The sequence below is a fragment of the Actinoplanes sp. G11-F43 genome (genome assembly GCF_050589265.1).
Classification (GTDB): Bacteria; Actinomycetota; Actinomycetes; order Mycobacteriales; family Micromonosporaceae; genus Actinoplanes.
In genome coordinates this window covers 1-12,672 of the sequence record NZ_JBNZCE010000005.1, presented here as the reverse complement: position 1 = coordinate 12,672, position 12,672 = coordinate 1, and the positions used below count along the sequence as shown (strand labels likewise).

9 protein-coding genes and 1 riboswitch are annotated in these 12,672 nt (G+C 71.2%); of the genes, 3 read left to right on the top strand and 6 right to left on the bottom strand.

Annotation, left to right across the window (positions count from 1 at the left end; all coding sequences use genetic code 11):
- Positions 1-163: 163 nt before the first annotated feature.
- Complete coding sequence (groL, locus tag ACQ0O7_RS05105; protein ID WP_430780573.1) at positions 164-1,786, bottom strand: chaperonin GroEL; 1,623 nt, start codon at positions 1,784-1,786, stop codon at positions 164-166.
- A 407-nt stretch (positions 1,787-2,193) separates the two neighbouring features.
- Here groL and ACQ0O7_RS05100 point away from each other — a divergent pair, with 407 nt between their 5' ends.
- Both ACQ0O7_RS05100 and ACQ0O7_RS05095 read left to right on the top strand, forming a co-directional pair.
- The gene (locus ACQ0O7_RS05100; protein ID WP_430780572.1) at positions 2,194-2,697 is read left to right on the top strand and encodes a GNAT family N-acetyltransferase; all 504 of its coding nucleotides are present in this window, start codon (positions 2,194-2,196) and stop codon (positions 2,695-2,697) included.
- 1 nt (position 2,698) lies between these two features.
- Complete coding sequence (locus ACQ0O7_RS05095; RefSeq protein ID WP_430780571.1) at positions 2,699-3,178, top strand: hypothetical protein; 480 nt, start codon at positions 2,699-2,701, stop codon at positions 3,176-3,178.
- Between the two features lie 180 nt (positions 3,179-3,358).
- Here ACQ0O7_RS05095 and thrC read toward each other — a convergent pair whose 3' ends face one another.
- From thrC to ACQ0O7_RS05070, 5 genes are all read right to left on the bottom strand, one after another.
- A complete protein-coding gene (gene thrC / locus ACQ0O7_RS05090; protein ID WP_430780570.1) occupies positions 3,359-4,642 on the bottom strand; it encodes a threonine synthase in 1,284 nt (427 codons plus the stop codon).
- A 9-nt stretch (positions 4,643-4,651) separates the two neighbouring features.
- Positions 4,652-4,790: riboswitch (SAM riboswitch) on the bottom strand.
- A gap of 134 nt (positions 4,791-4,924) precedes the next feature.
- Positions 4,925-5,815, bottom strand: coding sequence for a GNAT family N-acetyltransferase (locus tag ACQ0O7_RS05085; protein ID WP_430780569.1), 891 nt, complete (start codon positions 5,813-5,815; stop codon positions 4,925-4,927).
- A gap of 107 nt (positions 5,816-5,922) precedes the next feature.
- Positions 5,923-6,792 carry an ABC transporter permease gene (locus ACQ0O7_RS05080; protein WP_430780568.1) on the bottom strand — a complete coding sequence of 290 codons (870 nt, stop codon included), beginning with the start codon at positions 6,790-6,792 and terminating at the stop codon, positions 5,923-5,925.
- A complete protein-coding gene (locus tag ACQ0O7_RS05075) occupies positions 6,789-9,509 on the bottom strand; it encodes an alpha/beta fold hydrolase (RefSeq protein ID WP_430780567.1) in 2,721 nt (906 codons plus the stop codon). The genes ACQ0O7_RS05080 and ACQ0O7_RS05075 overlap by 4 nt, the downstream gene beginning before the upstream one ends.
- A 47-nt stretch (positions 9,510-9,556) precedes the next feature.
- The gene (locus ACQ0O7_RS05070; protein WP_430780566.1) at positions 9,557-10,189 is read right to left on the bottom strand and encodes a hypothetical protein; all 633 of its coding nucleotides are present in this window, start codon (positions 10,187-10,189) and stop codon (positions 9,557-9,559) included.
- Between the two features lie 70 nt (positions 10,190-10,259).
- Between ACQ0O7_RS05070 and ACQ0O7_RS05065 the strand changes: the two genes are divergently transcribed.
- A complete protein-coding gene (locus tag ACQ0O7_RS05065; protein ID WP_430780565.1) occupies positions 10,260-12,467 on the top strand; it encodes an AAA family ATPase in 2,208 nt (735 codons plus the stop codon).
- Positions 12,468-12,672 lie beyond the last annotated feature (205 nt).

The following is a 12,672-nucleotide window of genomic DNA, read 5'->3' as shown; positions in this document are numbered from 1 at the left end:
AAAAGACTCTGAGGCGACAACACGGGCACACGGCCGCGCACCGTGTTCAGCCGACGGCCCAGCGGCGCGAGACGGCCCGGCCGGAAACGCGGTCCCGGTGGGACCGGCCGCGGACACGGAAAAGGGCGGACCGCAAAGCGGCCCGCCCTTTTCAAGACTGGACTCAGAAGTCCATGTCACCGCCGCCCGGGGCGCCGGCCGGGGCCGGGTTCTTCTCGGGCTTGTCGGCCACGACGGCCTCGGTGGTGAGGAACAGCGCGGCGATCGACGCGGCGTTCTGCAGCGCCGAGCGGGTGACCTTGGCCGGGTCGATGATGCCCGCGGCCAGGAGGTCGACGTACTCGCCGGTCGCGGCGTTCAGGCCGTGGCCCGCGTCGAGGTTGCGCACCTTCTCGACCACGACGCCGCCCTCGAGGCCGGCGTTGACGGCGATCTGGCGGAGCGGGGCGTCCAGCGCGACCTTGACGATCTGCGCGCCGGTGGCCTCGTCGCCGGCCAGGTCCAGCTTGTCGAACGCGGTCTTGCCGGCCTGCACCAGCGCGACGCCACCACCGGGCACGATGCCCTCCTCGACGGCCGCCTTCGCGTTGCGAACGGCGTCCTCGATGCGGTGCTTGCGCTCCTTCAGCTCGACCTCGGTGGCCGCGCCGACCTTGATGACCGCGACGCCGCCGGCCAGCTTGGCCAGGCGCTCCTGCAGCTTCTCACGGTCGTAGTCGGAGTCCGAGCGCTCGATCTCGGCGCGGATCTGGTTGACCCGGCCCTGGATCTGCTCGCCGTTGCCGGCACCGTCGACGACGGTGGTCTCGTCCTTGGTGATGACGATCTTGCGGGCCGAGCCGAGCAGCGACAGGTCGGCGGCGTCCAGCTTGAGGCCGACCTCTTCGCTGATGACGGCGCCACCGGTCAGGATGGCGATGTCCTCCAGCATGGCCTTGCGGCGGTCACCGAAGCCGGGGGCCTTGACGGCGACCGACTTGAAGGTGCCACGGACCTTGTTGACGACCAGGGTGGCCAGGGCCTCGCCCTCGACGTCCTCGGCGATGATGACCAGCGGCTTGCCGGACTGCATGACCTTCTCGAGGACCGGCAGCAGGTCCTTGACCGCGGAGATCTTGCTGTTCGCAATGAGGATGTAGGGGTCGTCGAAGACGGCCTCCATGCGCTCGGCGTCGGTCATGAAGTACGCCGAGATGTAGCCCTTGTCGAAGCGCATGCCCTCGGTGAGCTCCAGCTCGAGCCCGAAGGTGTTGCTCTCCTCGACGGTGATGACGCCTTCCTTGCCGACCTTGTCCATGGCCTCGGCGATGATCTCGCCGACCGTGGAGTCACCGGCGGAGATGGAGGCGGTGGAGGCGATCTGCTCCTTGGTCTCCACGTCCTTGGCGAGCTGCGAGAGCGCCTCGGAGACGCTGGCGACGGCAGCCTCGATGCCCCGCTTCAGGCCGAGCGGGTTGGCACCGGCGGCCACGTTGCGGAGGCCCTCACGGACCAGGGCCTGGGCCAGGACGGTCGCGGTCGTCGTGCCGTCACCGGCGACGTCGTCCGTCTTCTTGGCGACCTCCTTGACCAGCTCGGCGCCGATCTTCTCGTACGAGTCCTCGAGCTCGATCTCCTTGGCGATGGACACACCATCGTTGGTGATCGTGGGGGCGCCCCACTTCTTCTCGAGGACGACGTTGCGGCCCTTGGGACCGAGGGTCACCTTGACCGCGTCGGCGAGCTGGTTCATGCCCCGCTCGAGGCCCCGACGAGCCTCCTCGTCGAATGCGATGATCTTGGCCATACGGCGTTGTCCTCCCGGACATCCGCGGTGCCGGGCCTCGTCGGCCCCGCTCTCCGCACTTTGAGGAAGTCTGTGGACGTCACCACCTGGCGATGTGACGTCCTCAGGCCGAGCCGGATAGCCCGCGACGACCGGCTCCGTGCCCCGGCGCCGATGGCAGCACCGTGACCGGAACCCCACCGTCCCGACCTGCTGGCACTCACGAGCCGCGAGTGCCAATCACTTGTTTAGCACTCTCCGATGGCGAGTGCAAGAAACCCCATCCTCCCCCGAAACACGGGAGAGCGGTCCGAGTTTCGGCCGATGATCTTCAAGCGCAGGTCAGCGTGGGTGTCCCGGCCGGGCGGTGGCCTACCTGTGAAGACAATCAGGTTGCCGAGCGCAGGTCCCGGCGGTAGGGATGACGCATGGACAACTGGACCGTGCGCCGGGTCACGCCCGAGGACGCCGGGCGGATGCGCGCACTGCGGCTGGAGATGCTGGCGGACAGTCCGCTCGCCTTCCTGGAGACGCTGGCCCAGGCGGCGGCCCGGCCGCACGAGGGCTACCGGCAACGGATCAAGGAGTCGTCGTACGGGATCTCCACGGCCCAGTTCATCGCCGACCCGGGCGGGCCCCTGATCGGGCACGCCGGCGGGACCGTGGTGCCGGACGAGCCCCGCTGCACGGTGATCTTCGCGGTCTATCTGACGCCGGAGGCCCGGGGTGGCAAGGTGCTCGGCCAGCTGGTGGAGGCGGTGGCCGACTGGTCGGCGGCGGCCGGGCGGGACGAGCTGCTGCTGGAGGTGGTGTGCGGCAACGAGCGGGCGGTCCGGGCGTACGAGAAGCTGGGTTTTGTCGACACCGGGGTCCGGCTGCCGCATCCGACCGTGCCGGTGATGACCGAGCTGCAGATGCGCCGGCGGGTGTGAGATGGCCGGGCGCGGGTGGCATCTGACCCGGACCGCGCTGACCGCGGTGAACGGGACCACCCTGGTCGGGTTGCTGGTCGCCACGGCAACCGGGGCGCGGATCAGGCGTGGGCGGCACGGGGTGCTGATCGCTGAGAACTACCGGTTCCGGTTCCCGGGTGGGACCTGTTTCACGGTCGGCTCGGTGATCGTGACGAAGCGCTCCGCCGAGTGGCTGCTGGCCGAGGACCGGCTCCGGTTGTTCACCCACGAGTGCCGGCACGCGAGCCAGTACGCGTTCCTCGGCCCGTTGTTCTGGCCCGCCTACTGGCTGGCGTGTGGCTGGTCGATCGCACTGACCACGTCGTACGGTGTCCGCAACTGGTTCGAGAAGAACGCCGGCCTGGCCGACGGGGCCTATCCCACCGAGCTGCCGTTGCGGCCGTGGCTGGCGAAAAGATTTGGTCGGGAGGACGGACGCACAGCGCCTCCGGGCCCGTAGGCCATTTGGGTCAGCGCTGGATCGTTGGGTCCCTCGGAGATTGTCGCCAATGTCCAGGTGAGGGGCCTCGTACGGCGTCGCATCCTCCCGCAGAGAGCATCCTGCCCATCCGGAGATCGGAGTGCAAGTCCTCGGAGGAGGGAATCTTCGACAGCCGGCTTAACCGCCGGTGACGGAGAGTTATCCGAGCAGGCCGGCCTCACGAGCGCCCTTGAGGGACGGCTTGATCGTGTGGGTGGGTCCAACCTGGCCGGCCACCGCGTCGAGGGTCTTCAGTCCCTCACCGGTGTTGTAGACGACGGTCTCCTTGGTGGGGTCGAGTTTGCCGCTCGCCACCAGTTTCTTGAGGACCGCGACGGTGGTGCCGCCGGCGGTCTCGGCGAACACGCCGGTGGTCTCGGCGAGCAGCCGGATGCCTTCGCGGATCTCGTCGTCGTTGGCGTAGTCCATCCAGCCGCCGGTGCGCTTGACGGCCTCGATCGCGTACGGCCCGGCGGCGGGGTCGCCGATGTTCAGCGACTTGGCGATGCCGGTCGGCTTGACGGGGGTGATCACGTCGGTGTCGGCGTGCAGGGCGACGGCGATCGGGTTGCAGCCCTCGGACTGGGCGCCGAAGACGGTCCAGCCACCCTCGGGGGCTTCGGCGAGTCCGATCTCGACCAGCTCGCTGAACGCCTTGTCGATCTTGGTGAGCAGCTCGCCGGAGGCCATCGGGATGACCACCTGGGCCGGGATGCGCCAGCCGAGCTGCTCGGCCACCTCGTAGCCGAGCGTCTTGGAGCCCTCGGCGTAGAACGGCCGCACGTTCACGTTGACGAACGCGGTGTCCTCGAACTCGTCGGTCTCCACCAGCTCGCTGCACAGCCGGTTCACGTCGTCGTAGGAGCCCTCGATCGCGACCAGGTCTCCGCCGTACACCGCGGTGGTAATGATCTTGCCCGGTTCCAGATCGGACGGGATGAAGACGATGCTCGGCACCCCGGCGCGGGCGGCGTGCGCGGCCACCGAGTTGGCCAGGTTGCCGGTGGAGGCGCAGGAGAACCGGTTGAAGCCGAGCTCCTTGGCGGCGGTCAGGGCCACCGAGACGACCCGGTCCTTGAACGAGTGGGTCGGGTTCTGCGAGTCGTCCTTGACGAACAGCGGCGCCTGGATGCCGACCGCGGCGGCCAGCGCGGGCGCGGCGACCAGCGGGGTCATGCCGGGGTCCAGGGTCACCCGGGTGTCCGGGTTCTGGCCGGCCGGCAGCAGCGCCGCATACCGCCAGATGTTCTGCGGGCCCGCCTCGATCTGGGCCCGGGTCACCCGCGCGAGCGCCGCCTCGTCGTAGGCGACCTCGAGCGGGCCGAAACACTCGTAACAGGCGTGCTGGGCGGCCAGCGGGTACTCGGCGCCACAGGCACGGCAGATCAGGCCACGAGCCGGCGAGGTGGAGGTGTGCGAGGGTGCGTCAACGACAGACGTCATCAGAGTTTCCTCTCATCTTTCCCCGCGGCGACCTGCCGGAACGGGGACGGAATTAGCACCTGCCACGACGCTGCTCGTCATCGAGCACAGCGTGCGGTGGTTGCCGGGGCTTCGTCGGGCCGTATCCCTCTGCCCCTCTGGATGAGGTATTCAGTTGTTTCCCACACCTTACGACGAGATTCCGCGATCACCGAAGGGTCTTCCCGATGTGTGAGCGACCTCCTTCCAACAGTGCCGTTTTGTCCCTCGCAAGATCCCCCGAAAATCCCTTATTTCGTACGATCAAAGCTCAGTCAAGCAGGAGATCTGAGTCCCGATCAGCCGATATCCCAGTCGCGTGTTGACCGCCAGCATCGGCGCGTTCGCGGCATCGTTGCTGGCGTAGGCGACAGTCACCCCACCGGCCGCCGCCCGGCGCAGCGCGGCCGTCTTGACCAGCATCGCCAGCCCCTGCCCACGATGGTCCGGCACGGTGGCCGTCATGTCCGACCAGACCCGCTCGCCGTCCCGCATGAACAGGGTGAACGCCGCCACCCGGCCGCCGATCACGGCCACCGTGCTGGCGTCCCGGTCCAGCCCCGGCTCGTCCCAGATCTCCTGCCGCCAGGTGTCGTACGGCGACGGCCCGGACGGCACCTCCTCGGGCACGTCACCGGTCGCCGCCACCTCGGCCTCGTACATCGCCTTCTCCGTCACCTCCCGCATCGGCAGCAGCTCGATCCCGGTCCGGAACGCCGGCACCGGCGGGGGCGCCGACAGGTCGAGGGCGGAGAACCGCAGCTCGCGCGGGAGCATCCGGAAGCCGCGCCGTTCGGCGAACCCGGCCGCCTCGGGCAGCACCCGCGCGGCGGCCCGGCGCACCCCGAGCGAGCGCAGGTGGGTGGTGGCCGCGTCGAGCAGCGCGGTGCCGATGCCCCGGCCGCGGTGGTCCGGGTGCACGTGGCACTGGGAGATCTGCCCGAAGTCCGGCTCCTCGGCGCGCTGGTCCCGGGTCGCCGAGACCCACCCGGCCACCACGCCGTCCACCTCGGCGACGAAGCAGGCCGGCTCCTCGGCGATCTGGCGGCGGGTGGACTCCGGGCTGCGCACCAGGTACGGGTAGACGAGCTTGCGCAGGGCGACGACAGCCGGGGCGTCGTCCGGCTGGGCGGGGCGGATCTGGAAGGCCGTCATGACGACCATTCCATCATCGACATGCATGACCCGGCGGCAGGGGACGGCCTGGTGGACCGCCCACGTCTGCCGCCGCGAGCCACAGCGCCTTGCCTACCCGTACAAAATCAAGAAGTGACGTCCTTGCGGGTGAACCGGTAGAAGGCCAGCCCCCAGAAGAGGGTCGCGTAGACGACCGCGGAGATCGCGCCCTTCGCGATGTCCTCACTCTGGACCGGGGTGGAGAGCAGGCCGCGCCAGGCGTCCGCGTAGTGCGTCGGCAGGATGTTGCGGATGTTACCGAGCGCTTCGATCTGGTCCAGGATGCTCGACATGATCCAGAGCATCACGGCGCCGCCGACCGCGCCCAGGGCCGCATCGGTCAGCACCGACAGCAGGAACGCCAGACCGGCCACCACCAGCAGGGTCGTCGCCAGGTAGGCGGCGATGCCGAGCAGTCGCAGAACACCCTCGGCGGGTGGGATCTCGGCGGCGATGGTGCTGCCGAGCGGGGACCAGCCGTAACGCAGCGTGCCGATCAGCAGGCCGGTGCCGACCAGCAGGAACAGTGCCAGCAGCGAGTAGCCGCCGGCCACGATCAGCTTGACGCCGAGCAGCCGGGCCCGGGGCACCGGCACCGCCAGCAGGTAGCGCAGACTGCCCCAGCTGGCCTCGCTGGCCACCGTGTCGCCGAAGAACAGCGCCACCACCACGACCAGCAGGAACCCGGCCGAGACGGCGAGGCCGAAGAGCGCGAAGTTCAGCCCGCCGGAGGTGGCCAGGTCGGCCATGCTGCTGAACGCGCCACCGCCGTCACCGTCGTCGTCATCGCGCTCGGCGCCGCCGAACTCGAAGGCGAGCAGCACGATGATCGGCAGCAGCACCATGAACCCGAGGGCGAGCTGGGTGCGCCGGCGGGACGCCTGCCGGCGGACCTCCGCCCAGATCGGCAGCGTGCGCGAAGCCTTGTAGCCCTCCGCCGCTTCCAGCGTGGTCATCGGTCCCCACTTCCTCGGGAGTTGTCGCCGACCAGGGACAGGAACGCGTCCTCCAGGCGCCGGCGCGGCACCAGACGGTCCACGCCGACACCGGCGGTGACCAGGGACGCGACCACCTCGGAGCGGGCCGTGCCGTTCATCTCCACGATCAGGCTGGAGTCACCCTCGGTCTTCACCGACTTGACACCCAGCTCCTCCAGGACCCGGGTGGCGGCCGGCACGTCGGTGACGTCCAGCTGCACCGACGGGGAGTCGCCGACGATGTCGCTGACCGGGCCGGAAGCCACGATCCGGCCCTTGTTGACCACGACCGCGTGGGTGCAGGTCTGCTCCACCTCGGCCAGCAGGTGGCTGGAGACCAGCACGGCCCGGCCGTCGGTGGCGTACCGCTGGAGCACCCGGCGCATCTCGGCGATCTGCGGCGGGTCCAGGCCGTCCGTCGGCTCGTCCAGCACCAGCAGCTCGGGCAGGCCGAGCATGGCCTGGGCGATGGCCAGACGCTGGCGCATGCCGTGGCTGTATTTACGGGTCTTGCGGTGCACCGACTCGCCCAGGCCGGCGATCTCCAGGGCCTCGGAGAACCGGGCGTCCTCCCACGGGCGGCCGGTAGCCTGCCAGTACGCCTTCAGGTTCTGGTAGCCGCTCAGGTGCGGCAGGAAGCCGGGGCCCTCGACCAGCGCGCCGACCCGGGACAGGATCGGGGCGCCGGAGACCAGGCGGTGGCCGAAGACGTAGATCTCGCCCTGGGTCGGCTGGGTCAGGCCCATCAGCACCCGCAGCGTGGTGGTCTTGCCGGCGCCGTTCGGGCCGAGCAGTCCGACCACCTGGCCGCGCTTGACGGTGAAGCTGATCTCCTGGACCGCCACGAAGCCGTCGCCGTACGCCTTGCGCAGCCCGGTCACCACCAGCGGGGTGTCGGCGTGCTCCGCGACCACCGTCACGTCCCGGCGGCGGTGCCGGATCCGGCTGACCACCAGCAGCACGATCAGACCGAGAACGATCACCGCGATCACGCCGGCCAGGGCGTACCACCAGACACTGCCCGGATCGGCGATCGGAGTGCCGACCAGGGTGGGCAGGGTGAGCGCGGACTCCACTGCCACGGTGTAGACGGCGGGCGCGGCCGGGCTCAGGAACGCCTGGTCCGAGGTGGCCACGGTGATCCGGATGGTGTGCCCGGCCTCGATCTCCCGGACGATCGCCGGCAGTGTCACGGTGGTCGGCTGGGCCTGGGCGATGTCGGCCGGCAGGCCGGTCAGCCGGATCGGGGCCACCAGACCGGCGCTGAGTGTGGACATGCCGTTCGGGTCGACGTCGTAGAGCTTGACGAACAGGGTCGCCTCACCGGTCGGCGACGCGGCCCGCAGGCGCACCGTCGGCGCGCCGGCCACGTCGATCGCCGCGGGCAGCGGGGCCGACTCCCAGTTCGCGTGCTGGCCCGGGATGTCCATCGCGACCCCGCCGCTGAGCAGCGAACTGAGCCGGCCGCCGATGCCGGGCAGCGAGGAGATGGCGCCGGGATTCCCGTTCGGCGGGTTGGCGATCGGCTGGGCCGCCCCGGACAGGGTCACGTCGGTCGTCCCACTGCCGGTGATCCCCGGGTACGTGTCTGTCGAGTACCCGCTGGTGACCAGATCACGGTCCATCGCGCTGAAGCCGGCCACCCGGGACCAGGTGAACGCGTCGCTCGGGGTGTCGCCCTCGCCCTTGAGGTAGTGGTCCAGCCACTGCAACGTCAGGAACTTCACCCGGTCCGAGTCGGTGCCCGGGCCCTCGCCGCCGTCGTGCCCGCCGGTGAACCAGGCGACCTTGACCGGGGTGCCGGCCGCGGCGATGCCCTGGGCGTTGGCATCCGCCTCGGAGAGCGGGAACAGGCTGTCCACCGCGCCCTGGATCAGCAGCGTCGGCGCCTTGATCTGATTGAGCACGGTGGCCGGGCTGGACTTACGCAGAAGCGCGGTGGTGGTCTCGTCCGGGACGCCGGTGGTAGCCATCTGCAGGTACGCCTTGCAGACGTCCTCGGCGAACCGGCCACAGGCGGGATCACCCTGCTCCTGCGGGCGGCCACCACCCGTCATCAGGGTCGCCGCGCCGTTGCCGAAGAAGTAACCCGCCCAGCTCTTCTTGAAGACCCCGCCCGGGACCAGCGAGGTGCCCAGGTCGTTCCAGGTGATCTGCGGGACGATCGCGTCGACCCGCTGATCCTGGCCGGCCAGCAGCAGGGCCAGGGCGCCACCGTAGGAGCCGCCGACCACCGCGACCTTCGGATCGTTCGCCGCGTCGGTGCGCACCTCGGGACGGGTCGCCAGCCAGTCGAGCAGCCGCTGCGCGTCCTTGACCTCGTGGTCCGGGCTGTCCAGGTGGATCTGGCCGGTGCTGCGGCCGAACCCGCGGGCGGTGTAGGTCAGCACCGCGTAACCCTGCTCGGCCAGCGACTCGGCGTCCGAGCGAACCGAGTCCTTGGAACCGCCGAAGCCGTGCGCCACCAGCACCGCGGGAACCTTGCCGTCACGGTCGCGGGGCAGATAGAAACGGGCGTCCAGCTCCACGTCGGCACCGGCGAGACGCAGGTCCTCGCTCGTCCAGGCGCTCTGCTCGGGGCGAACCGCCCACACGGCCGCGGCGGCCAGCACCGCGAGGGCGGCCGCCGCGGGAACGGCCCGGCGCCGGTTGAGCCGGGGTAACGCGCGGCGGAGACCGGCGGTCAGGGCAGACATGGCGCACACGCTAGCCGGAACCGGCTGAGCGATGCCTGTGAAACCTCTCAGCAGGCCTGTCCGCCGGTGAAGTTCTTCTCGACGGTGCCGGCCACCCCGGCGGTGAACGCGCTCACCCGGCCACCGGTCAGTTCCACCAACAGCGCGTTCGCGCCGTCCAGCACCTGCCAGCCGGTGACTCCGCCGGCCCCGGCCAGCTCCGTACCCGACGGGTAGGCCGCCCGCACCGCGGCCAGGTCCGCGCCCATCGTCACCCCGTCGGCGGTGCTCGCCTCCGGATCGGTGACCCGGACCTCGGCCAGCACCCCGGCGGCGAACCGGACCTTCGGCGAACCGAGCAGCGTGCTGCCGGTGGCGCAGCCGTTCGCGGCCACCGCCCCCTCCACCGCTCCGGCGTCGACCAGCTCGGCCTGGGCCTCGCCGACCTCGAACGGGCCGGTCCCGGCCGCGGTCAGGCCCAGCAGCCGCGATCCGGCGCCGATCTCCGGACGGGGCGGGAACGAGGTCTGATCGTCCGGCGGCACGTCCAGGGAGACCTCCGGGGTCACCACCACCTCGGCCGGCGCGACGCTCGCCGCGCCCGGCACGCCCGCCACCGGACCGGCCGGCGGCGGATCGTCGGTGCACCCGGCGACCAGCGCCAGAGCGATCGACGGAACGACAAGGTGGCGGAGCCTCATGAACGGATTACCCCTCGGCGGTTAGCGTTGACGAGCCAGGCCCCAGACGAACACATCGGAGGCATGCACGGTGGCTGATGATCTCACGCTGACCGTCACCCTGCGACCCGCTGCGCTGGACGCGCGACGCGGGATCGTACGGCTGCATCCGGAGGTGATGGCCGCGCTCGCCCTGCGCCCCGGAGATCCGGTGCGACTGGCCGGGACGCGGGTCACCGCCGGCATCGTGGCGCGGGCGGAGAGCACCGCCGGGCGAGGGCTGCTCTACGCCGACGACCTGACCCTCGGCAACCTCGGGATGCGCGACGGAGGCCAGGTCACCGTCACCCCCGTGCCGGTGGTCGCGGCCCAGCGGGTCACCCTGACCGGCCCGGCCGAGGTGGTCGCGGTGGTCTCCCCGGAGATGCTGCGGCTGGCCCTGCTCGGCAAGGTGGTCAGCACCGGCGACGACGTCTCGCTGCTGCCCCAGGACGTGCTGCCGGCCACCCAGAACCGGCCGCTGGTCGAGGCCGCCCGCAAAAGCCTGGCCAACCGCGTGGGGTACGCCTGGACCAGCACCCTGCTGACCGTCGCCGAGGTGACCCGCGAGGCCGCCCTGGTGACCATGGACACCGTGGTGGCCTGGCAGGACGGCCCGTCCGCGGCCGCCGCCGGCACCGCCACCACCCGCCCGGCCGAGTCCGGGGCGCCCGCCTCCACCGACCCCGAGGTGCCGCCACCCAGCCTGGACGACCTGCCCGGCCTGCGCTCCCAGGCCAAAGAGCTGGAAGAACTGCTCGACCTCGGCTTCCACCACGGTGAGGTGCTGGCCCGGCTCGGCACCCGGGTCACCCTCGGCGTGCTGATCTCCGGACCGGCCGGATCCGGCAAGTCGGCGCTGGTCCGCGCGGTCGGCGCAGCGGTCGGCGCCACCGTCCGCCCGGTGTGGGCGCCCGAGCTGGCCGCCCTCACCAACAGCACGGCCGCCGCCCGGCTGCGCGAGCTCGCCCAACAGGCCCGCGGCGAGAAACCCGCGGTGCTGCTGATCTCGGACGTGGAGGCGCTGGCCCCCCGGGAGGAGCCGGGCCCGATCTCCACGGTGTTCCGGCAGGTGCTGGCCGCCGCCCTGGCCGAGGGGACCGCGGTGGTCTGCACCACCAGCAAACCCGAATCGGTCGACCCGGTGCTGCGCACCCCCGACCTGCTCGCCGTGCAGCTCACCGTGCCACTGCCGGACTCGGCGATGCGCCGCGAACAGCTCAACGCCCTGACCCGGGGGATGCCCCTGGCCGAGGACGTGCGGATGGACGACGTGGCCGGGCGGACCCCCGGGTTCGTCGCCGCCGACCTGGGCGCGCTGGCCCGCGAGGCGGGCGTCCGGGCCGCCCTGCGCCAGAAGGACTCCGACTCACCGACCGTCACGATGGCCGACTTCGAGGCCGCCCTGGAAGTGGTCCGCCCCACCTCGATGGCCGAGTCCACCCTGGAGGTCGCGGCCGTCACCCTCGACGACGTCGGGGACATGGTCGAGGTCAAACAGGTGCTCACCGAGTCGGTGCTGTGGCCTCTGACCTACCCGGACACGTTCGCCCGCCTCGGTGTCACGCCGCCGCGCGGGGTGCTGCTCTACGGGCCGCCCGGCTGCGGCAAGACGTACCTGGTCAAGGCGATCGCCGGCACCGGCAAGGCGAACGTGCTGTCGGTCAAGGGCGCCGAACTGCTCAGCAAATGGGTCGGCGACAGCGAACGCTCGGTGCGGGAACTGTTCCGGCGGGCCCGGGAGGCCGCGCCCACCCTGGTCTTCCTGGACGAGGTGGACGCCCTCGCCCCGGCCCGCGGCCAGGGCACCGACGGCGGGGTCACCGACCGGGTGGTGGCGGCGCTGCTGACCGAACTCGACGGGGTCGAGGACCTGCGCAACGTGGTGGTGATCGGGGCGACCAACCGGCCCGACCTGATCGACCCGGCGCTGCTGCGGCCCGGCAGGCTGGAGCGGCTGGTGTTCGTGCCGCCGCCGGACGCCGAGGCGCGGACCGCGATCCTGCGGGCCTCGTCCAAGGCGGTGCCGCTGGACCCGGCCGTCGACCTGACCGAACTGGGCGCCGACCTGGAGGGCTTCTCGGCGGCCGACTGCGCGGCGCTGATCCGGGAGGCGGCGCTGGCCGCGATGCGGGACTCGCTGGAGGCGTCGACGGTCACCGCGGCGAACGTGGCGACCGCTCGCAAACGGGTCCGCGCCTCGCTGGACCCCGACCAGGTCGCCTGGCTGGAAAATTACGCCGAAACCCACCAGCCCTGACCCCGCGGTCCCACCCCGCGGTCCCACCCCGCGTGCCGCGTTGCGGTCCGATCCGCACCACAGCGCGGCACACCAACCCCACCCCCACCTCGCGTGCCGCGATGCGGTCCGATCCGCACCACAACGCGGCACACCAACCCCACCCCCACCTCGCGTGCCGCGATACGGTCCGATCCGCACCGCAACGCGGCACACGAACGTCACC

What these genes read in the sequence shown, in the direction of transcription:
- groL (WP_430780573.1), bottom strand. Translation starts at nt 1,786, where the DNA reads ATGGCCAAGATCATCGCATTCGACGAGGAGGCTCGTCGGGGCCTCGAG.
- ACQ0O7_RS05100 (WP_430780572.1), top strand. Translation starts at nt 2,194, where the DNA reads ATGGACAACTGGACCGTGCGCCGGGTCACGCCCGAGGACGCCGGGCGG.
- ACQ0O7_RS05095 (WP_430780571.1), top strand. Translation starts at nt 2,699, where the DNA reads ATGGCCGGGCGCGGGTGGCATCTGACCCGGACCGCGCTGACCGCGGTG.
- thrC (WP_430780570.1), bottom strand. Translation starts at nt 4,642, where the DNA reads ATGACGTCTGTCGTTGACGCACCCTCGCACACCTCCACCTCGCCGGCT.
- ACQ0O7_RS05085 (WP_430780569.1), bottom strand. Translation starts at nt 5,815, where the DNA reads ATGACGGCCTTCCAGATCCGCCCCGCCCAGCCGGACGACGCCCCGGCT.
- ACQ0O7_RS05080 (WP_430780568.1), bottom strand. Translation starts at nt 6,792, where the DNA reads ATGACCACGCTGGAAGCGGCGGAGGGCTACAAGGCTTCGCGCACGCTG.
- ACQ0O7_RS05075 (WP_430780567.1), bottom strand. Translation starts at nt 9,509, where the DNA reads ATGTCTGCCCTGACCGCCGGTCTCCGCCGCGCGTTACCCCGGCTCAAC.
- ACQ0O7_RS05070 (WP_430780566.1), bottom strand. Translation starts at nt 10,189, where the DNA reads ATGAGGCTCCGCCACCTTGTCGTTCCGTCGATCGCTCTGGCGCTGGTC.